This is a genomic window from Caldimonas brevitalea, from assembly GCF_001017435.1.
GTDB classification, from domain to species: domain Bacteria; phylum Pseudomonadota; class Gammaproteobacteria; order Burkholderiales; family Burkholderiaceae_C; genus Caldimonas; species Caldimonas brevitalea.
Genome location: NZ_CP011371.1, coordinates 5,120,488 through 5,140,964, shown reverse-complemented (window position 1 = coordinate 5,140,964; position 20,477 = coordinate 5,120,488). Strand labels below are relative to the sequence as shown.

The window sequence follows — 20,477 nt, the reverse complement described above, 5'->3', positions numbered from 1 at the left end:
GATTCGAGCCGCGGGCGGCGGCTTTGGGCGTGTCGAAACCGCCCCGATGGCATCTGCGTGGACCTCGGGCCCTGCGGGGCCCGAGCGAGCGCTGACAACGAATTGTCGACAAGACCATCACGGCGGTCTTGAGAAATATCGACGGTCCGATGCCGCTTCTTGAGGGATCGAGCCCGGCGCTGCGGGTTTCCGGAGTTGGGACTAACCCTGGTTTGCCGCCCGCGGGCAAGCCGGCCGGCGGCAGCACCTGGAGACGGAAAAAAAACAGGGCCGCGTTGGCGGCCCTGGGTCGTGGGGTGCTCGATGGTCCGGCGCTGGCCCTGCAGTGGGGCGCCGGCCCGTCGATCAGAACGAGGTCCAGTCGTCGTCGTGGGCAGGCGCGGCGACCGGTTTGGACGCCGGCGCGGCGGCGACAGTCGTGCTGACCGGGGCAGGCTTGACCGGTGCCGGTGCCGGTGCCGAGGCGGCCTTCACCGGCGCGCTCACCGGCTTCTCGACGCGGGTGGGCGCGACGGTCGGCGCCGGCGCAGCGGTCTCGCGGGCGCGCGTGACGGCCGCCGTGGCGAGTCGCTGGGCGTCGGCCAGCTTGAAGGCGGCCACCACTTCCGACAAACGCTCGGCCTGCTGGCGCAGCGATTCGGCGGCGGCGGCCGATTCCTCGACCAGCGCGGCGTTCTGCTGCGTCATCTGGTCGAGCTGGTTGACGGCGGTGTTGACCTGGCCGATGCCGGTGCTCTGCTCGGAGGTGGCGGCGGTGATCTCGCCGATGATGTCGGTGACACGCTGCACCGAGGCGACGATCTCGGTCATCGTGCTGCCGGCATCCTGCACCAGGCGTGCACCGGAGTCGACCTTCTCGACGCTGGCGCCGATCAGGCTCTTGATCTCCTTGGCGGCCTGGGCGCTGCGTTGCGCCAGGTTGCGCACCTCGCCGGCCACCACCGCGAAGCCGCGGCCTTGTTCACCGGCGCGGGCGGCTTCGACCGCCGCGTTGAGCGCCAGGATGTTGGTCTGGAAGGCGATGCCGTCGATCACGCCGATGATGTCGGCGATCTTCTTGGAGGCGGCGCTGATCTCGTCCATCGTCGAGACCACCTGCGAGACCACTTCACCGCCGCGCGAGGCGACCGTCGAGGCCGAGGAGGCGAGCTGGTTGGCCTGGCGGGCGGCGTCGGCCGACTGCTTGACCGTGCCGGTCAGCTGCTCCATCGACGAGGCGGTCTGCTGCAGGTTGCTGGCGGTCTGCTCGGTGCGCTGCGACAGGTCCTGGTTGCCGTGGGCGATCTCGCTGGACGCAGTGGTGATGCCTTCGGTGACGTCACGCACCCGCGACACCATCGATTGCAGTGCGTCGCGCATCTGCGCCAGGCTGCGCTGCAGCCGGGTGGCTTCGTCCTGGCCTTGCACGTCGAGGGTGGCGGTGAGGTCACCGGCGCCCACCTGCTCGGCGAAGCGGGCTGCGTCGTTCATCGGCTGCACGATCGAGCGGCTGATGCGCCAGCCCAGCAAGGCCACCAGCGCCACGGACAGCGAGACGATGACGGCGGTTGCCAGCGTGATCACCGCGTAGAGCCGGTTGAACTTGTCGATCACGAACTTCGTGAAAAAGCTCACGCTGTCCAGGATCTCGATCATCGTGGCCTCGCCCTTGGCCATGTGTGCCTTCGCAGGTTTGAGTGCCTCGTTGGCTTCGGCGATGCTGGTCAGCTGCCCTGCCGCAGCCTTCTCCAGCACCGGCAGTGCCGCCTGCCCGTAAGCCGCGAACGCTTCGTCGATCTCTTTTGCCTGCCGGACGGAATTAGGGTCCGTCATGCGCGACCGCAGGTCGGTCGCTTCCTTGACCATGCGCTCCTGTTCGGCCTTCCACTTCTTCAGGTACTCCGCGCTCTTCGCCGCGTCGCCCAGGTGCAGCAGCACGTCTTTCTCGTAACGGCGGCTCTGCAGCATCGCGACCCAGGTCTGGTCCGCTGCCCTCATGCCGAGCAGGACGTGGTAGTTGTAGCGGTTGAGCGATTCGTTCTGCAGCTTGTTGATAAACCAGGCAGCTGCGCTCAACACGATCACGAGCAAGGCAATCGCACTGAAGGCCAGGGTCAGTCGGGTTTTGATGGACAGGCGTCGAAGCATGATGGGGTGTGGAGCAACGGGGACGAGTCGGGTCGGCCCCCGGGGAACACGAAGCGAGGGCGCGAGGCCCTCACGACGAACCAGCCGCGCACAACGCGCGGCGCGTCAGTTGCCGAGGTCGGTGCCGGCGAGGCCGAGGCTGGGCGACAGGATCAGGCTCTCGATGTCGAGCAGGATCAGCATGCGGTCGCCGACCTGGCCGAGGCCGGTGATGAACTTGGCGTCGACCACCGAGCTCATTTCGGGGGCGGGCTTGATCGAGTCGACCGGCAGTTCCATCACGTCGCTGACGGCGTCGACGACGGCGCCGACGACCCGGTTCTTCAGGTTCAGGATGATGGTGACGGTGAAGCCGGTGTAGTCGGCGCTGGCGCAGCCGAAGCGCATGCGCAGGTCGACGATGGGCACGATCACGCCGCGCAGGTTGACCACACCCTTGATGAAGGCGGGGGCATTGGCGATGTGGGTGGGCTCTTCGTAGCCGCGGATTTCCTGCACCTTGAGGATGTCGATGCCGTATTCCTCGTTGCCGAGGCGGAAGGTCAGGTATTCGCGGGTCAGGCCGGTGGTGGCGCGGGCGTCGGCGACGCTGCTGCGGTTGCCGGTACGCGCCGGCATCATGTTCTGAATCGGTTCCATCATGCCCATGGGGGACTCCTGCTGCGGGTTTCCCGTGGTATCGGCCCGCGGTGCGCGGACTTGAGGGCTGCGATGGAAAGAAGGCGGGGGAGTGTGCCGCAGTGGGGGCTGCGGCCCTGCGCGGCGAGGCTTTGCACCGCGACGGTGCGCCCGGCGGCGCTGTCGGCAGCCGGGGCGGCGGGCGACAGGGCCCTGGCGGGGCCCTGTCGTTTCGCTTAGAACGTGGCCCAGTCGTCGTCGTGCGCGGGCGCCGCGACGGGCTTGGGCGCGGCCGCCGTCGTGACCGTCGCGCCGACCGGCGCCAGTTTGGCGGGGGCGGGAGCCGGAGCCTTCACCGCGGCCGGAGCCGGTTTCACGGCAGGGGCAGCAGGGGCAGACCGAACCACCGGTGCAGACCTGACCAGCGCCGTCTCGTGAGCGCGTGCCATGGCCACGCTGCCCAGCCGCTGGGCGTCGGCCAGCTTGAAGGCGGCCACCACTTCCGACAAACGCTCGGCCTGCTGGCGCAGCGATTCGGCGGCGGCGGCCGATTCCTCGACCAGCGCGGCGTTCTGCTGCGTCATCTGGTCGAGCTGGTTGACGGCGGTGTTGACCTGGCCGATGCCGGTGCTCTGCTCGGAGGTGGCGGCGGTGATCTCGCCGATGATGTCGGTGACACGCTGCACCGAGGCGACGATCTCGGTCATCGTGCTGCCGGCATCCTGCACCAGGCGTGCACCGGAGTCGACCTTCTCGACGCTGGCGCCGATCAGGCTCTTGATCTCCTTGGCGGCCTGGGCGCTGCGTTGCGCCAGGTTGCGCACCTCGCCGGCCACCACCGCGAAGCCGCGGCCTTGTTCACCGGCGCGGGCGGCTTCGACCGCCGCGTTGAGCGCCAGGATGTTGGTCTGGAAGGCGATGCCGTCGATCACGCCGATGATGTCGGCGATCTTCTTGGAGGCGGCGCTGATCTCGTCCATCGTCGAGACCACCTGCGAGACCACTTCACCGCCGCGCGAGGCGACCGTCGAGGCCGAGGAGGCGAGCTGGTTGGCCTGGCGGGCGGCGTCGGCCGACTGCTTGACCGTGCCGGTCAGCTGCTCCATCGACGAGGCGGTCTGCTGCAGGTTGCTGGCGGTCTGCTCGGTGCGCTGCGACAGGTCCTGGTTGCCGTGGGCGATCTCGCTGGACGCAGTGGTGATGCCTTCGGTGACGTCACGCACCCGCGACACCATCGATTGCAGTGCGTCGCGCATCTGCGCCAGGCTGCGCTGCAGCCGGGTGGCTTCGTCCTGGCCTTGCACGTCGAGGGTGGCGGTGAGGTCACCGGCGCCCACCTGCTCGGCGAAGCGGGCCGCATCGTTCATCGGCTGCACGATCGAGCGGCTGATGCGCCAGGCCAGCAGCGCCACCAGGCCGACCGAAAGGGCGATCAGCACGAACGCGGCGGTGGTGATGAAGCTCAGGAAGCCGTTCAGCTTGGTCATCGCGACGTCGGTGTAGTAGCTCACCGTGCTGTCGACCCTGGCCAGCGCTGCCACGCCGCTCTGGAGCTGCTCGACCGCCGGCTTGAGCGCGGCATCCGCGTCGGCCGGGCTGGCAAGCTGGCCGGCGATGATTTTCTCGAGCACCGGGCGAGCGTTCTGCCGATACGCGGCAAAGCCGCTTTCGGCGGCGTTCGCATCGACCAAGGTCTTGGGGTCGAGGATCACCGCCTTGAAGGCCGCAATGGCCTTGTCGGCCACCTGCTGCTGCTCGTCCCATTTCTTCAGGTATTCGGCCGTGGCGGCGGCATCCGACGCGCGGATCAGGATCGCGCGTTCCAGTGCGTGGCTCTCCAACATCGCGACCCGCGCCTTGTCGTAGGCCATCACGGAGCCCACCACATGCTTGTTGAAGCGGTTGAACGAGCCGTTCTGCATGCGCGCGATGTACCAGCCGGCGGTGCCCATCGCGGTCACCAGGAGCGCGATGACACCGAAGGCCAGCATCAGCCGGGTCTGGATGGAAAGCTTGCGAAGCATGGTGTTGTTCTTTCTCGGGGAGATCGGTTTTGCGAGGGCCGAAAGCGCGCCAAGGACGCTCAGTTGCCCAGGTCGGTGCCGGCGAGGCCGAGGCTGGGCGACAGGATCAGGCTCTCGATGTCGAGCAGGATCAGCATGCGGTCGCCGACCTGGCCGAGGCCGGTGATGAACTTGGCGTCGACCACCGAGCTCATTTCGGGGGCGGGCTTGATCGAGTCGACCGGCAGTTCCATCACGTCGCTGACGGCGTCGACGACGGCGCCGACGACCCGGTTCTTCAGGTTCAGGATGATGGTGACGGTGAAGTCGGTGTAGTCGGCGCTGGCGCAGCCGAAGCGCATGCGCAGGTCGACGATGGGCACGATCACACCGCGCAGGTTGACCACACCCTTGATGAAGGCGGGGGCATTGGCGATGTGGGTGGGCTCTTCGTAGCCGCGGATTTCCTGCACCTTGAGGATGTCGATGCCGTATTCCTCGTTGCCGAGGCGGAAGGTCAGGTATTCGCGGGTCAGGCCGGTGGTGGCGCGGGCGTCGGCGACGCTGCTGCGGTTGCCGGTACGCGCCGGCATCATGTTCTGAATCGGTTCCATCATGCCCATGGGGGACTCCTGCTACTGCTGCAACTGCTGCGGCTGCAGCAGCGGTGTTGGTCGGGTTCAGCCCTGTTTTCGGCCGCCATGGCCCGCACTTGAACGCGCTGCCGCGTCAGCGGCACCAACGGGCCCAGGGCAGCGCGGGCTGTCGGCGCTGCCCGGTGGTGTTCCGCCAGGTCGAGACGTTCGAAGGGCGATCGCGTCAGAAAGAGGTCCAGTCGTCGTCGCTGCCCGCTGGGGCGGCGGCGAGCGGTGCCGGTTTCGATGCCTGAGCGGGTGCCGCCGGCTTGGACGGCGTGGCCGGGGCAGGAATCGGCGCCGGGGCGGGGCGTGCAGCGACCGGCGCCCGAGGGGTGACGGTCGGCGCCTTGGGAGCGGGCGAGGGTGCCGGTGCCTGGCTCGGCGCGGGGGAGCTGCCATGCACCTTGAAACTGGCGACCACCCGGCTCAGCTTGTCGGCCTGCTCCTTGAGCGACTCGGCGGCGGCGGCCGATTCTTCGACCAGTGCGGCGTTCTGCTGCGTCATCTGATCGAGCTGGTTGACGGCGGTGTTGACCTGGCCGATGCCGGTGCTTTGCTCGGAGGTGGCGGCGGTGATCTCGCCGATGATGTCGGTGACGCGCTGCACCGAGGCGACGATCTCGGTCATCGTGCTGCCGGCGTCCTGCACCAGCTTCGCGCCCGAATCGACCTTCTCGACGCTGGCGCCGATCAGGCTCTTGATCTCCCTGGCGGCCTGGGCGCTGCGTTGCGCCAGGTTGCGCACCTCGCCGGCCACCACCGCGAAGCCGCGGCCCTGTTCACCGGCGCGCGCGGCTTCGACCGCCGCGTTCAGCGCCAGGATGTTGGTCTGGAAGGCGATGCCGTCGATCACGCCGATGATGTCGGCGATTTTCTTGGAGGCCGCGCTGATCTCGTCCATCGTCGAGACCACCTGCGAGACCACTTCACCGCCGCGCGAGGCGACCGTCGAGGCCGAGGAGGCGAGCTGGTTGGCCTGGCGGGCGGCGTCGGCCGACTGCTTGACCGTGCCGGTCAGCTGCTCCATCGACGAAGCGGTCTGCTGCAGGTTGCTGGCGGCTTGCTCGGTGCGCTGCGACAGGTCGAGGTTGCCGCTGGCGATCTCGGTCGATGCCAGCTGGATGCTGCCGGCGGCCTCGTGCACGCTCAACAAAGACTGGTGCACGCGCAGCAAGGCGCTCTTCAGGCGGCTCGCGGCGCTCGAATGGGTCGCCATGCGGCTGACGTCGAAGTCGAGCTGGTCGTCCTGGCCGAGCGCATTGACCAGAGCCTGCAGCTCGTAGCCTTCGTCGGTCTGCTGTCGCACCTGCTTCGACAAGCGGCCCTGGTACCAGGCCTGTGCGCAGAGGAAGCCGAGCTGCAGCAGCACCTGCTGCAGGTCCGGCCGGCTCAGCAGGTAGACCGGCGTGCCGCCGGCCTGCAGCCGGTCGAACACGATGTGATGGGCGGCGAACAGCACGGTCCCGAGGGCCAGCATGCGGTAGTCGCGGAACACCATCAGGAAGGCCATGAACACGAAGGCCCCGAAGTGGTACAGCGGGGCGCCCTGGCCCAGCTGGATCTGCAAGGCGACGGCGCCGACGCCGGTCAACGTCATCAGGGCGCGAACCCATTGGGTCCCGCCGAACAGCAGGTAGCCGGCGCCGGCGATGCCGAGCCCTAACGCCGAACCGAGCAGTGCCGCCGCGAGCTGGCCCTGCAACACGCCGATCAGCAGCGTGACGACGGCCATGCCGGCCTGCAGCTTGAGCATCATGCGCTCGGCGAGCTTGCGCCGGGCGATGATGTGGGTCATCGACACACTCGGGTTCATGCTGTTCAGTCTCCAGCAGCAGGGCGGGGCTGCCCGGCCGCCAACGGGCCCAGGGATGTCAGGCTGCCAGCCGCTCTTCTTCGACCAGGCCCAGTTCGGGGCTGGCGATCAGGCTTTCGATGTCGAGCAGGATCAGCATGCGGTCGCCCACCTGACCCAGCCCGCGGATGTAGCGGGCGTCGACCGCCGAATGGATCTCCGGTGCCGGCTTGATGGCTTGCGCCGGGACTTCCAGCACGTCGCTGACCGAGTCCACCACCGCGCCGACCACACGGTTGTGCACGGTCAGGATCACCGTGACGGTGAAGCCGTTGTACTCGATCTTTTCGCAGCCGAAGCGCATGCGCAGGTCGACGATCGGCGCGATCACGCCGCGCAGGTTGACGACGCCCTTGATGAAATCGGGCGCGTTGGCGATCCGGGTCGGCTGCTCGTAGCCGCGGATCTCCTGCACCTTCAGGATGTCGATGCCGTATTCCTCGTTGCCGAGGCGGAAGGTCAGGTATTCGCGGGCGGAGGCCTGGGCCCCCGCGTCGAATCGTTCCATCATGCCCATGTCGTCGTCTCCTTCTTCTCCGCAGCGGGGGCGCAGATCGTCTTCTTCATCAATGGCGCGAGCGACGCACCAGGCTGCCCGTGTCGAGAATCAGCGCGACACGGCCATCGCCCATGATCGTCGCGCCCGACACGTCGGTCACCTTGCGGTAGTTGGCTTCGAGGTTCTTCACCACCACCTGTTGCTGACCCAGCAGTTCGTCCACCAGCAGGGCGACCCGGCCGCCTTCGGCCTCGACCACCACCATGATGGAGCTGACGTGCTCGAAGTCGAAGCGAGGCACCTGGAACACCTGCTCCAGCTCCACCACCGGCATGTACTCCTGGCGCACCTCGACCACACGGCCGCTGTTGCCGATCGTCTTCACCATGCCCGGTTCGACCTGGAAGCTCTCGACCACCGAGGACAGCGGCAGGATGTAGACCTCTTCGCCCACGCCCACGCTCATGCCGTCCATGATGGCCAGCGTCAGCGGCAGTCGCACGGCGACACGCATGCCATAGCCTTCGGCCGAGTCGATTTCCACCGTGCCGTTCAAGGCCGCGATGTTCTTCTTGACCACGTCCATGCCGACACCGCGCCCGGAGACGTCGGTGACCTGGTCGGCGGTCGAGAAGCCCGGTTCGAAAATCAAACCCCACACTTCCTGGTCGGTCAGCGAGTCGGGTGCGTGCAGACCGCGCTCGCGCGCTTTCTTCAGCAGCTTCTCGCGCGACAGGCCGCGACCGTCGTCTCGCACTTCGATGACGATGGAGCCGCCCTGGTGAGAGGCTGCCAGCGTGATCGTGCCGGTTTCGGGCTTGCCCTTGGCGAGCCGCTCTTCCGGCAACTCGATGCCGTGGTCGCAAGAGTTGCGCACCAGGTGGGTCAGCGGGTCGGTGATCTTCTCGACCAGGCCCTTGTCCAGTTCGGTGGCTTCACCCTGCGTCACCAGTTCGACCTTCTTGCCCAGCTTGGCGGCCAGGTCGCGCAGCATGCGCGGGAAGCGGTTGAACACGGTCGACATCGGGATCATCCGGATCGACATCACCGCTTCCTGCAGGTCGCGGGTGTTGCGGTCCAGGTCGGTCAGGCCGGCCAGCATTTGCTGGTGCACCACCGGGTCGAGGCCACGGCTGTTCTGCGCCAGCATCGCCTGGGTGATCACGAGTTCGCCGACCAGGTTGATCAGCTGGTCGACCTTCTCGACCGACACGCGGATCGTGGCGGCATCCAGCGCAGCACCCTTGGGCTCGGCCTTGGCAGCCGCCTTGGCGGCGGTCGGCTTCTGGGCGGCTTGCGCTTGCGCTTCGCTCGTCACGTGGCTCGCAGGAGCGCCGGGCGAGTTCTCGAAGAAGCCGTAGCCGGGGTCACCGTCCTTCGCCACCGCGACCGGGGCACCGGGGGCGTCGTCGAAGAAGCCGTAGCCTAGATCGTCTTCCTTCGCGGCAGCCGGCGTCGACGCGGCGTCTTGCGGCAGCGGCGTGAAGCGGACCAGCTCTTTCGAGACATGGAAGGTGAACAGATCGAGCATGTCGCTCTCGCTGCTCTGGGTCACCACCTTGAAGCGGCGCATGCCGGCTTCGGCCTGACCACCGTCGAGCGGCTCGATCGTGCCCAGGTCGGTGATTTCCTTGAACAGGTCGAGCAGGTTATTCGCCTGCGACGGGTCGCTCAGCGGGCCGACCGTCAGTTCCAGCGTGCGCGGGCCGGCAGCAGCGGCCGGCACGGGGGCCGGGGCCGGTGCGGCGACCTGAGCAGGGGCGGGCGCAGGGGCCGCGGCGACCAACGCCGTCACGGGTGCTTCGCCGGCCACCATGGCGCGGATGTTGAACAGCAGCTCGGTCGTGTCGACTTCGTCGCCGGTGCCGGTCTGGTGCCGCGAGAGCTGGGCCCGCAGCGCATCGCCGGAGGCCAGCAGCACGTCCACCATGGCGGAGGTCGGCTGCAACTCGTGGCGGCGCAGCTTGTCCAGCAGCGTCTCCATCTGGTGCGTCAGCTCGGCGACATCGGCAAAGCCGAAGGTCGCCGCGCCGCCCTTGATCGAGTGCGCGCAGCGAAAGATCGCGTTGAGTTCCTCGTCGTCAGCCGCTTCGATGTCGAGCTCGAGCAGTTGCTGCTCCATGCGCTCGAGGTTCTCTCCGGCCTCTTCGAAAAAGACCTGATAAAACTGGCTCAGGTCGATGCCGGCGCTCAACTGAGAGCCTTCGGACGTCATGTCGCCCATGGCATGCTCCTTGTGATTGTGCTTAAGGGTTGCGCTGGGCTCAGCGAATGACCTTCTGGATGACTTCGATCAACTTGCTCGGATCGAAGGGCTTGACCAGCCAGCCGGTGGCGCCTGCGGCGCGCCCGGCTTGCTTCATCTGGTCGCTCGACTCCGTGGTCAGGATCAGGATCGGGGTCGCCTTGAACTGCGGGTTTTCGCGCAGTTTCTTGGTCAGGCTGATGCCGTCCATGCGAGGCATGTTTTGATCGGTCAGCACCAGGTCGAAAGAGCGGCTGCCCGCTTTTTCGAACGCGTCCTGGCCGTCCACGGCTTCGACCACGTTGTAGCCGGCGCTCTTCAGCGTGAAGGACACCATCTGGCGCATCGATGCCGAGTCGTCTACGGCAAGGATTGAATGCATAGCTTGCTCCGTTTTGGCCTATTTCGGATAGTTGCCGGGGGTTCTTTAGAACAGATCGATGGAGCCGGCGTCCATCTCTGCCTGTGTGACAGGATTCGGGCAAAGGGGGGCGCTTTCCACCACGGAGGCGCCCTCCTCGTCGTCGCCCATCGCTTCGCGTGCGATCCGGTCAGCGCAGTTGCGCAGGCGCCGGTTGGTGTGCACGATCAGCTGTGACGCCATGTCTTGGAACTGCAGTGAGGTCACTGCGGCGCCGAGGTTCTGCATCACAGGCATGAGTTCGGATGTCTGAATACGGTGATCAATGGCTGCGCTCATCAGGTTTTGCATCTGTTCCACCGCGGTGGAAAAGCGCAGCATCAGGCCGTCGCAAGCGTCGGCGAGCAGGGTTTGCAGCCTTTCCAGGTCGTTGGTTGCCGTCATCAGGTGGTCCTGCAGGTCGGCCGCCATCAGCAGCGGGATCGGGCTGCCGTCGTCAGACGGGGGTGTCTCGTTCATCAAAACGGGTCTCCACGATGAGCACTCTTCTGCGGCCATCCCAGTAGAATTTTGGACAGACTTGGGCGAAGCCATCGACTAAATAGGGCAAGGAATCGCACACATCTTCGGCACGCGCGGACCCTGCCTGTAGGACTTTTTTTGCAAGTCGCCCATTTCTTCTCCAACTCGAGGCGCCTTCATGAACCCATCCACCATGCGCCGCGAGCTGCGCGTGCTGCATATTGAAGATTCCGAACTCGACCACGAACTGACGATCACCCAGCTGGCGCGCGCCGGCCTGAGCATCAATGCGGTGCGGGTCGAGACCGCGGCGGCGTTCGAATCGGCCCTGCGCAACGGCCTGGACGGCCGGCCCTGGGACATCATCCTGTCGGACTACAACCTGCCCGGCTTTTCCGGCTTGATGGCGCTCGACATGCTGCGCGCCAGCGGGCGGGTGATTCCCTTCATCATCGTGTCGGGCGAGATCGGCGAGGACGTCGCGGTCGAGGCCATGCGCAACGGTGCCAGCGACTATTTGCTGAAGAACAACTTGACGCGGCTGGCGCCGGCGGCGCTGCACGCCATCGAGGCGCAGGAGGCGCTGCGCGCCAAGCAGGCCGCCGACCTGGCGCTGAAGCAGTCGCAGGAACGCTTGCGGGAGCTGGCGCAGCATCTGCAAACCAGCGTCGAGGCCGAGCGCGCCGCGATTGCGCGCGAGGTGCATGACGACGTCGGTGGTTCCTTGACGGCACTCAAGTTCGACATCGCCTGGATCGCCCGCCACACCCAGGACGAAGCGGTGCGCCAGCGGGCCCATTCGGCGCTGGAGACGGTGAGCCACGCCCTGGACGCCAGCAAGCGCATCATGCACAACCTCCGGCCGGCCATCCTGGAGCAGGGTTTGGTGGCCGCGCTGCAGTGGATGACGGGCGCTTTCGAAAAGCGCAACGGCATCGCCACCACCTTCCACTCCAGCCACGAGCAGCTGCAGCTGCCGGCGGGGGTGCCGCTGGTGGCCTACCGCACCGCGCAGGAGGCGCTCACGAACGTCACCAAGCATGCCAACGCGACCCAGGTGAAGGTCGACCTGACGCTGGCCGGCGGCGTGTTGTCGCTGGAGGTGAGCGACAACGGCCGCGGCTTGAACCCCGAGGACCTGGCCAAGGCGCGCTCCTTCGGCATCCGGGGGTTGCACGAGCGCGCCAGCACCGTGGGCGGCTGGGTCGACCTGAGCAGCAGCCCGTCGGGGACGACGTTGATCCTGCTGGTGCCGTTGACCGAGAGCGGGGCGACGGGCGATGATGGCAACGACGCCGATGAGCGTTCAGGAGACGACCCGACTTTCTGGGGAGACCTATGATCAAAGTCATCCTCTGCGACGACCACGCCTTGATTCGGCGCGGCATCCGCGACACGCTCGCGGACGTGCCCGACATCGACGTCGTGGGAGAAGCGGGCGACTATGGAGAACTGCGCAGCCTGCTGAGAACGCAGGCATGCGATGTGCTGGTGCTGGACATCAACTTGCCCGGCCGCAGCGGGCTGGACGTGCTGCACGTCTTGAAGGACGAAGGTTCACCGGTCAAGGTGCTGGTGGTGTCGATGTACCCCGAAGACCAGTACGCGATCCGTGCGTTGAAGGCGGGCGCGTATGGCTACGTCAACAAAGGCGGCGATCCGGCGCAGCTGGTGGCGGCCGTGCGCATGGTGTCGCAGGGGCGCAAGTACGTCACGGCCGACATGGCGCAGATGCTGGTCGAGAGCCTGACCACGCCGACCACCGAGGCCGCACACGAGCGGCTGTCCGACCGCGAACTGCAGACGCTGGTGATGATCGCGTCGGGCAAACGGCTGTCCGATATTGCAGAAGAATTGACGCTGAGTCCGAAGACCGTTTCGGTGTACCGGGCGCGGGTGTTGGAGAAGCTGGGCTTGTCCAACAACTCGGAGCTGACGGTGTATGCGATACGGAATGGGTTGGTGTGACCTGTTTGGTGGTGGTGGCGCCGGGCTGAGCGTGGGCTGAATGTTGGGGCTTTGACGCGGGTGGCTGGCGGGATTCGATGAGTAGGACGCCTCTGGTGGGGGTGTCGGGTGAGGCTTTGCCGGTGATTGGCTGTTCTTCTGCAGCTGGGTGATGGCTGCGGCCGGGTGGCTGTTGGCTCGGCTGGGTGAGGTGTTTGTCGCCCCTGCGGGGCGAGCGCCCTGCGGGCGGTGCCGGGATGTGTGTCGTGGTCCAGTTTTTTCGGACACGCCGATAGGTAAAAACGTGGTTTATAGGGTGGCCGCCATCAATTGCTCGTGAACGACCGGGGAGCGGTAGCCGAGCGTGGAGTGCAAGCGCACGCAGTTGTAAAAGCCGACGATGTAGTCGGCGATGTCAGCCATTGCCTCGGCGTGGTTCGCGTAGTCGCGTAGCCAGACGCGCTCCATCTTCAAGTTGAGGAAAAAGCGCTCGATGACGGCGGTGTCCCAACAGTTGCCTTTGCGGCTCATGCTGCCCAGCAGCCCGTGGCGGGCCAGCAACTCTGTATGGACCTGGCTGGCGTATTGGCTGCCTCTGTCGGTGTGCACGAGCAAGCCCGGCGCAGGTTGGCGGCTTGCGATGGCCATACGCAGGGCCGCACAGACCAGCTGAGCAGACATGTCCGCGGCCATGGCCCAGCCTACGATCTTGCGGGAGAACAGGTCCATCACCGCGGCTAAATACAGCCAGCCGCTGCGCGTTCGAATGTAGGTAATGTCACCCGCCCAAGCCCTGTCCGGCGCCTCAGGCCTGAACCGCCGGGCAAGCACATTGGCTGCAACCGGCAGCTCGTGCCGGCTGTCGGTGGTGTGGACGAACTTGCGCCGCCAGCGGGGGCGCAGTCGGTGGTGCCGCATTAGCGTGCGAGCGCGCTGGCGCCCCACGGCCCATCCCTGAGCCTTCAGCGCGGCGCTGAGCCGACGGCTGCCGTAGCTGCGTCCGCTGGCCTCAAATGCGGCCTTGGCGCACGCGCCCACCGGGCACACCGCGGCGTCTTGGGCTGCGCGGCGGCGCGCCGCGTAGAAGCCCGAGCGGCTGATTCCCAGCAGCCGGCACAGCTGGCTGATGCAGGCCTTCCCCTCCTGCTGCACGATCTGATGAATCACTTCAGTTCGCGGGCGAAGAAGGCCGAGACTTTTTTTAGCAGTTCGTTGTCCGACTGCGCCTGCCGCAGCTCAGCCTCCAACTGCCGTATGCGCTGTTGCTCCGGCGTCAGCGGCCGGCCGATGCCGCTGCCTCCTGCCTGTTCCTCGTCATACTGCGCCACCCAACGCCGCACGGCGCTGTCCACCAGGCTCATGTCGCGGCACACCTGCCCGACACTCAGCCCTTGTTCTCGAATCATCTTCACGACTTGCAGCTTGAATGCCGCGTCGAAGGTTCGCCGGGTCGTCTTGCTCATCTCTGTTTGGTCCTCTTCGGGGTGAATCCCCTATCAAGGTGTCCATCAAGATTGGACCACGACAGTGCGCCCGGCAGCGCACCTACCTTCTTTGCGTCGCCAAAGAAAGTAGGCAAAGAAAGGCGACCCGAGTGCGGCGCCCCTTCGCTGCGCGAAGGGGTGCTCTGCGGTGCTCGCGACGGGAAGGCGGCTGCGGAACTCGCCCTTTTTGAAGAGCGCCTACGCGCTCTTCAAACGGAGCTCAGACAGTCCTCGCCGACCCCGCGCTGCGCGCGGGGCAACCTTCCCGTCGCTGCGCTCCTCGACGCCGCACACGGGAGGGGGAGAGGCACGGCTTGCTACGCATCGCCTGGAAAGGCTGCCTCTTCCTGCGGAAGAGGATCGCCGGGGACTCGTGCGGGCGGGGTTTATCGGTGGCTGAAGCCCGGCATCAAGCAGCGGGGAAGCTAGGTGAGGGGCTAGCCCCGCCGATCACGATGGCGGTCCGAGTCCGAGTCCGAGTCCGAGCACGAGCACGAGCACAGCGAAGTGCGCCGCGCGCCGATCCTCAGGTCAACGCCGAAACCCCACTGGTTTACCCCCTCTCCCTTGGGGAGAGGGTGGGGGAGTGGGTCGTTTGACTGGTGAACGGGTCCCCTTATGACGAACTGAGCAGCGCAGGGGTGGGCGGAAAAAGAAGGGCCGACTGTCTGAGCCCGCAGGGCGAGTTTGAGGCCCTTCCCGCCCGCCCCGAGCAGCGCAAGGCACCCCCGGCGCAGCCGGGGGCGAGGATTAGGGTGCCCTTTCTTTTGGTACCTTTTCTTTGGGCAAGCAAAGAAAAGGTACTGCGCCGCCGGGCGCACATCCCGGCACTCGCCCACAGGGCGATCGCCCCGAAGGGGCGAATAGAGCAGCGCCACCCAGAGCAGCGCCACCCAGAGCAGCGCCACCCAGAGCAGCGCCACCCAGAGCAGCGCCACCCAGAGCAGCGCCACCCAGAGCAGCCCCTCACTGAAAGTGAGTGAGCATCCGCTCCAGCGCAAACGTGAACGGCTGCTCCAGCATCGGCAGCGTCACCACCACCCCCACCAGCCCCACCGACAACGTGATCGGAAACCCGATCGAAAAGATGTTCATCTGCTGCGCAACCCGGGAGATCACCCCCAGCACCAGATTGACGAACAACAACATCGCCACGATCGGCAGCGCGATCCAAAGCCCCAGCTTGAAGATCTCGGCCCCCCAGGTGTGCACCTGGATGGCATGCACGAACGCCATCGGATGCGCCGACACCGGAAACGCGTGAAAGCTTTGGATCACCGCCGAGATCAGCACCAGATGCCCGTTGATCACGATGAACAGCAGCGACACCGTCGCGCCGAAAATGCGGCTCACCGCATTGCTCTGCCCACCCGAGGTGGGGTCGAAGAACGAGGCAAAACCCAAACCCATCTGCAGGCCGATCAGCTCACCCGCAAACTCGATGCCGGCGAACACGATGCGCACGGCAAAACCGATCGTCACCCCGATCAGCACCTGCTGCACCACCGCCCCAAACAGGTCGGCGGAATTCAGCGAGATGGCCGGCGACTCGGGCATCGACACCTGCGACGCCACCGCGACGAAAAAGGCCAGACCCACCTTGACGCGCACCGGCACCGACCGCATCGACAAGATCGGTGCGCTGGCGAACAGCGCCAGCGTGCGCAAGAACGGCCACAAGATCGGTGTCACCCAGGCCATCAACTGGGCTTCGGTGACACTCAGCACGCCTGCTGCCCTTCCGAGAAACCGCCGAAGGCGGAGGTAGCACCCGACGACGCAACGGCCGGATCACCGTTGCTGTTGTTCGCCAGCAGCAGCCAATGCGGCACGACGCGGCCGAAATCCGGTGGTGTTGGTGTTATTGGCGTGGGTGATGAGGAGGAAGACAACGACGTCCCGGCGAGGGCCGCCGGCCGCCGCGCAGCCGCCACGCGTGCCGCATGGGCCTCACGCTGGCTTTTATTAGGGCCGGTTGCACCCGCCAGCAGACGCTGCGCGGCCGGCGTGGCGTCGAACACCAGGCACAGCTGCACCGGCTCGCGTGGACTGCGAAGGCTGCTGTGGTGGTGGTGGCTGCTGGCGCCGATGATGCTGCTGCTGCCGGGCAACCGCCCTGCCGGCGACGGCGACACGACCGGAATGGCGGCTACGGGTCGGGGCTGCGCCCGGCGCTCACCCAGCAGGGGGCGACCAGGGGCGGCGGTGAACAAGGAAAGCTGCCGGTTCATGGAAGAGGCTCACGCGAACGGCTGTTGGGCGACAAGAAGTTGGCTAGAGGGCTGGCGGCGTCGGCGGTCGTTCCGGCACCGGTGTCACAGCACCATCGACGGAATCGACGTGATGGTCCGTTGGATGTACTCGACCAGCGTCGTCAGCATCCAGGGGCCGGCGATCACCAGCACCGCCACCGCCGCCACCATCTTCGGCACGAAGGCGAGGGTCTGTTCGTTGATCTGGGTGGCCGCCTGGATGATGCTGACCACCAGGCCGACCGCCAACACGGTCAACAACACCGGGGCGGACAGCGTCAGCAGCAAATACATGCCCTGTTGCCCGAAGGAGAAGACTTCTTGTGCGTTCATGACGGTTCCTGGCGAACTTCTTTCTGCAGAGAATTCAGGGGCGGACGATCGATCGATCAGGTGGCGAAACTCGCGGCCAGCGAACCCAGCAGCAAATTCCAGCCGTCGGCCAGCACGAACAGCATCAGCTTGAACGGCAGCGCCACCAGCACCGGCGACAACATCATCATGCCCAGGCTCATCAGCACGCTGGCGACGATCATGTCGATGATCAGGAACGGAATGAAAATCATGAAGCCGATCTGGAAGGCGCTTTTCAGCTCGCTGGTCACGAAGGCCGGCACGATCACACGAAACGGCGCCGTCTCGGCCTTCACCGAAGTGTCGAGCCGGGCCAGCTTGGCAAACAGCGCGAAGTCCGACTCGCGGGTCTGCTTCAGCATGAACTGCCGCATCGGCACCTGGGCACGCGAGATGGCTTCCTCGAAGCCGATCTGTTGCTCGGTATAGGGCTTGTAGGCCTCGGCATACACCCGATCGATGGCCGGGCTCATCACGAAAAACGTCAGGAACAGCGACAGACCGATGATCACCTGGTTGGGCGGCGCGGCCTGCGTGCCCATCGCCTGGCGCAGCAGCGACAGCACGATCACGATGCGCGTGAAGCCGGTCATCAGCAGCAACACCGCGGGGATGAAGCTCAGCGCGGTGAAGAACAGCAGCGTCTGGATCGGCACCGAGTAGCTGTTGCCCCCGGCACCCTGGCCGACCAGCAGCGGCAGCGAGGCGGGCGCCGTCGGCTGCACCGCCATCTGCTGTTGCGCGGCGGCCATCTCGGGCAGCGTCGCCAGCAGGGCCACGCCGGCGCCGGCGACGAACAAGCCCGCCTGACGCCAAGAGAAGTCGAAGCGGGCCATGTTCACTGGCCTCCCTTCTTGGCCTTGTTCAGCAGGGCCGCGAACGATGCCGGCAGCTTGGGCATCGTCAACGGCTGGGCCGGCGGCAGTTCCTGGGCGGCCAGCGTGTGCAGCGCCGTGATCGACTGGGCCGTGACGCCGAGCACCAACCACTGGCGCTCGTCACCCTGGCCGACCTCGACCGTGACCAGACGCTGGTTGGGGCCCAAGCCGGTGATCGAGACCACGCGCGTGGCCTGCTGGGCCTGGCCGAGCGCGCCGAGGCCGGCGGCCTGCGAACGCTTGAGCAGCCACAGGGCGGCCGGGATCATCGCGATGATGAAGAAAAACCACAGGGCAGACATTCCGGCAGACGGCATGATGGCGGGCGGCTCGTGGGCGACGCAAAGCTTGAAGACAGGGCGGGCGGGTGGGTGCGTGACGGTCGCAAACAACACCACCGCCACGGGAAAGATTGTGGGCAAACGCTGCCGCCGGAAACCCAAGAACAAAGGGGCCAATTGGCCCCTAGTCTTGTCGTTCGGCGCCGCTCCTGCGGCCGCCTGTGCAACCCGTCACATGCCGCGGCTCAGCCGACGCATGCGCTCTGACGGCGTCACGATGTCGGTCAGGCGTATGCCGAACTTGTCGTTCACCACCACCACCTCACCCTGCGCGATCAAATAGCCATTCACCAGCACGTCCATCGGCTCGCCGGCGAGCGCGTCGAGTTCGATCACCGAACCCTGGGCCAGCTGCAGGATGTGCTTGATGGGAATCCGGGTGCGTCCCAGCTCCACGGTGAGCTGCACCGGGATGTCCAGGATCATGTTGATGTCGTTGCCGGCCGAGGTGGGCCCGGTCGGCGAGAAGTTGGTGAACGACGCCGGCGCCACGTGCTCGGGCTCGGCGTCCACCACTTGCGATGCCGTCGACGAAGAGGAGCTGGTCTGCTGCGCCAGCGCCGCCTCCCATTCGGCGGCCATCGCGTCCTGTTCTTCGGAGGCTGCCATTTGCGGATCAACTGCCATGAGATTCTCCCAACCAGCCGAAATCGTGGCCGGTCAACATTTGATCGATCTTGACGGCGTATTTGCCGTTCGAGGTGCCGTAGTGGCAGTCGAACACGGGCACGCTGTCGACCTTGGCCTGGATCACCTGCGCCAGGTCGAGCTCGATGAAGTCGCCGGGCTTGAACGCCAGCAACTCCTCGACGGTGGCGGGGGCGTGGGCCAGCTCCGCCACCAGCTCGACCTCGGCCGCCTGGATCTGGTGCGTCAGCAGCTTGACCCAGCGGCGGTCCGCGCCGACCGAGTCGCCCTGGATCGTGGAATACAGCACATCCCGGATCGGCTCCATCGTCGCGTACGGGATGCAGAAATGAATGGTGCCCGAGCTTTCAGCGATCTCGAGCGTGAACGACGTCGTCACGACGATCTCGCTGGGCGTCGCCACGTTGGCGAACTGCGGCTGCATCTCGGAGCGCTGGTAGTCGAGCTCGAGCGGGTAGATGCCGGTCCAGGCCTTCTTGTATTCGTCGCGGATCACGTCGACCAGCCGGTTGATGATGCGCTGCTCGGTCGGTGAAAAGTCACGCCCTTCGATGCGGGTGTGGAACTTGCCCGTGCCGCCGAACAGCGAATCGATCACCGCGAACACCAGCGTCGGGTCGCAGACGATCAGGCCGGAGCCGCGCAGCGGCCGCACCGAGACGATGTTGAAGTTGGTCGGCACGACGATCTCACGCAAGAAGGCGCTGTATTTCTGCACCTTGATCGGGCCCACCGAGACCTCGGGGCTCTTGCGCATCAGGTTGAACAAGCCGATCCGGATGTTGCGGGCGAAGCGCTCGTTGATGATCTCCATGGTCGGCATGCGACCGCGGACGATGCGCTCCTGGCTCGCGATGTCGTAATCGCGGATGCCACCGACCTGGACCTCTTCCTGCTCGAGCTTCTGGCTTTCGCCGGTGATGCCCTGTAGCAGGGCATCGACTTCGTCTTGCGAGAGGATTTGTTGATTCATCGTGCTGCCTTCGGGCGAAGAACGAACAGACGCAAAGACGCCGGCTTCACTGGATGATGAAGTTCGAGAAATGCACTTGGTGCACCGGGTTGTAGGGTGCCTTCTTCTTTTTCTTCTTTTTCTTGCTGCTCTTCGGCGCCTCTTCCTCTTCTTCTGCGGCTGCTTGGTCCGGGTCGGGAATCTCGATGCCCATCGGCCGGACCGACTCGCGCATGATCTCGGCCGCCAGCTTTTCCTTGCCGGCGCGCTCGAGCAGCTCGACCGAGGTCTTGTGCGCCAGCACCATCAGCACGTTGTTGCGGATCGCGGGCATGTAGCCCTTGAGCTGCTCGGCCATCTCGGGTGTGTCGACTTCCAGCGTGATGCCCACCTGGGCATAACGTTCGGCGTCCTTGTCGGCCAGGTTGACGGTGAAGGGGTCGAGCGGCAAAAACACCGGCGGGCCGGCCTTCGCGCCCTTCTTGCCTTTGCCGGCTTCATGTTCGACCGCCGCGACCTCTTCCTCCTCTGCGCCTTCCTCGTCGGACTCGGCGGGTTTCTTCAACAGCACCAGCGCGGCCGCGCCGGCGAGCAGGAGCACGACCAGGACGGCGACGATGCCGAGGATCAGCTTTTTCGGGCTCTTCTTGGCGGGAGCGTCAGCAGATGCGGCGGCGGCGGACATGGCGGTTCCTGAGGCGAGGCGACAACAAACAAAGGATGAAAGCGATTATTCGAGTTGCGCGCGCCGCGGAA

Annotated in this window: 20 protein-coding genes; 2 read left to right on the top strand and 18 right to left on the bottom strand. The window is 66.1% G+C overall.

Going from position 1 to position 20,477, the window contains the following annotated elements:
* Window positions 1-345 precede the first annotated feature (345 nt).
* From AAW51_RS21630 to AAW51_RS21590, 9 genes are all read right to left on the bottom strand, one after another.
* The gene (locus tag AAW51_RS21630) at window positions 346-2,127 is read right to left on the bottom strand and encodes a methyl-accepting chemotaxis protein (protein WP_047196259.1); all 1,782 of its coding nucleotides are present in this window, start codon (window positions 2,125-2,127) and stop codon (window positions 346-348) included.
* Between the two features lie 105 nt (window positions 2,128-2,232).
* A complete protein-coding gene (locus AAW51_RS21625) occupies window positions 2,233-2,766 on the bottom strand; it encodes a chemotaxis protein CheW (RefSeq protein WP_238947932.1) in 534 nt (177 codons plus the stop codon).
* Between the two features lie 215 nt (window positions 2,767-2,981).
* Window positions 2,982-4,769 carry a methyl-accepting chemotaxis protein gene (locus AAW51_RS29450; RefSeq protein WP_047196258.1) on the bottom strand — a complete coding sequence of 596 codons (1,788 nt, stop codon included), beginning with the start codon at window positions 4,767-4,769 and terminating at the stop codon, window positions 2,982-2,984.
* A gap of 59 nt (window positions 4,770-4,828) precedes the next feature.
* Complete coding sequence (locus AAW51_RS21615) at window positions 4,829-5,362, bottom strand: chemotaxis protein CheW (RefSeq protein ID WP_238947931.1); 534 nt, start codon at window positions 5,360-5,362, stop codon at window positions 4,829-4,831.
* A 205-nt stretch (window positions 5,363-5,567) separates the two neighbouring features.
* Window positions 5,568-7,199, bottom strand: coding sequence for a methyl-accepting chemotaxis protein (locus AAW51_RS31205; RefSeq protein WP_047196257.1), 1,632 nt, complete (start codon window positions 7,197-7,199; stop codon window positions 5,568-5,570).
* 58 nt (window positions 7,200-7,257) lie between these two features.
* Window positions 7,258-7,755, bottom strand: coding sequence for a chemotaxis protein CheW (locus AAW51_RS21605; protein ID WP_047196256.1), 498 nt, complete (start codon window positions 7,753-7,755; stop codon window positions 7,258-7,260).
* 49 nt (window positions 7,756-7,804) lie between these two features.
* A complete protein-coding gene (locus AAW51_RS21600) occupies window positions 7,805-9,961 on the bottom strand; it encodes a chemotaxis protein CheA (protein ID WP_047196255.1) in 2,157 nt (718 codons plus the stop codon).
* Between the two features lie 40 nt (window positions 9,962-10,001).
* A complete protein-coding gene (locus AAW51_RS21595) occupies window positions 10,002-10,364 on the bottom strand; it encodes a response regulator (RefSeq protein WP_047196254.1) in 363 nt (120 codons plus the stop codon).
* A 45-nt stretch (window positions 10,365-10,409) separates the two neighbouring features.
* Window positions 10,410-10,862: a hypothetical protein gene (locus AAW51_RS21590; RefSeq protein WP_047196253.1), complete on the bottom strand. Its 453-nt coding sequence runs from the start codon at window positions 10,860-10,862 to the stop codon at window positions 10,410-10,412.
* A 181-nt stretch (window positions 10,863-11,043) separates the two neighbouring features.
* Here AAW51_RS21590 and AAW51_RS21585 point away from each other — a divergent pair, with 181 nt between their 5' ends.
* Entirely contained in the window at window positions 11,044-12,207 is a 1,164-nt protein-coding gene (locus AAW51_RS21585; protein ID WP_047196252.1) for a hybrid sensor histidine kinase/response regulator, read from the top strand.
* Window positions 12,204-12,833: a response regulator gene (locus AAW51_RS21580; protein WP_047196251.1), complete on the top strand. Its 630-nt coding sequence runs from the start codon at window positions 12,204-12,206 to the stop codon at window positions 12,831-12,833. The genes AAW51_RS21585 and AAW51_RS21580 overlap by 4 nt, the downstream gene beginning before the upstream one ends.
* A 288-nt stretch (window positions 12,834-13,121) precedes the next feature.
* Here the strand turns inward: AAW51_RS21580 and AAW51_RS21575 are convergent.
* The 9 genes from AAW51_RS21575 to AAW51_RS21535 all read right to left on the bottom strand — a co-directional run bounded on the left by AAW51_RS21575 (window position 13,122) and on the right by AAW51_RS21535 (window position 20,406).
* Window positions 13,122-14,275, bottom strand: a protein-coding gene (locus tag AAW51_RS21575) for an IS3 family transposase (protein WP_157359999.1) whose coding sequence is annotated in 2 segments (ribosomal slippage) — window positions 13,122-14,017 and window positions 14,017-14,275 — 1,155 coding nt in all. Because the reading frame shifts where the segments join, the coding sequence is not laid out codon by codon here.
* Window positions 14,276-15,262: 987 nt separating this feature from the next.
* Complete coding sequence (gene fliR, locus AAW51_RS21565) at window positions 15,263-16,024, bottom strand: flagellar biosynthetic protein FliR (protein WP_047196250.1); 762 nt, start codon at window positions 16,022-16,024, stop codon at window positions 15,263-15,265.
* Window positions 16,018-16,509, bottom strand: a complete 492-nt coding sequence (locus AAW51_RS30170; protein WP_157360001.1) for a hypothetical protein — start codon at window positions 16,507-16,509, stop codon at window positions 16,018-16,020. Before AAW51_RS30170 ends, fliR begins: the two co-directional genes overlap by 7 nt.
* A gap of 102 nt (window positions 16,510-16,611) precedes the next feature.
* Window positions 16,612-16,881 (bottom strand): flagellar biosynthesis protein FliQ, encoded by a 270-nt coding sequence (gene fliQ / locus AAW51_RS21560; protein ID WP_047196249.1) that lies wholly within the window; start codon window positions 16,879-16,881, stop codon window positions 16,612-16,614.
* A 56-nt stretch (window positions 16,882-16,937) separates the two neighbouring features.
* Window positions 16,938-17,738: a flagellar type III secretion system pore protein FliP gene (gene fliP / locus AAW51_RS21555; RefSeq protein WP_047196248.1), complete on the bottom strand. Its 801-nt coding sequence runs from the start codon at window positions 17,736-17,738 to the stop codon at window positions 16,938-16,940.
* Between the two features lie 2 nt (window positions 17,739-17,740).
* Complete coding sequence (locus AAW51_RS21550; RefSeq protein ID WP_053014049.1) at window positions 17,741-18,097, bottom strand: FliO/MopB family protein; 357 nt, start codon at window positions 18,095-18,097, stop codon at window positions 17,741-17,743.
* A 195-nt stretch (window positions 18,098-18,292) separates the two neighbouring features.
* Window positions 18,293-18,730: a flagellar motor switch protein FliN gene (gene fliN, locus AAW51_RS21545; RefSeq protein ID WP_047196247.1), complete on the bottom strand. Its 438-nt coding sequence runs from the start codon at window positions 18,728-18,730 to the stop codon at window positions 18,293-18,295.
* Between the two features lie 7 nt (window positions 18,731-18,737).
* Window positions 18,738-19,742 (bottom strand): flagellar motor switch protein FliM, encoded by a 1,005-nt coding sequence (fliM, locus tag AAW51_RS21540; RefSeq protein WP_047196246.1) that lies wholly within the window; start codon window positions 19,740-19,742, stop codon window positions 18,738-18,740.
* A gap of 46 nt (window positions 19,743-19,788) precedes the next feature.
* Window positions 19,789-20,406, bottom strand: a complete 618-nt coding sequence (locus AAW51_RS21535; protein ID WP_047196245.1) for a flagellar basal body-associated FliL family protein — start codon at window positions 20,404-20,406, stop codon at window positions 19,789-19,791.
* Between the last annotated feature and the right edge of the window lie 71 nt (window positions 20,407-20,477).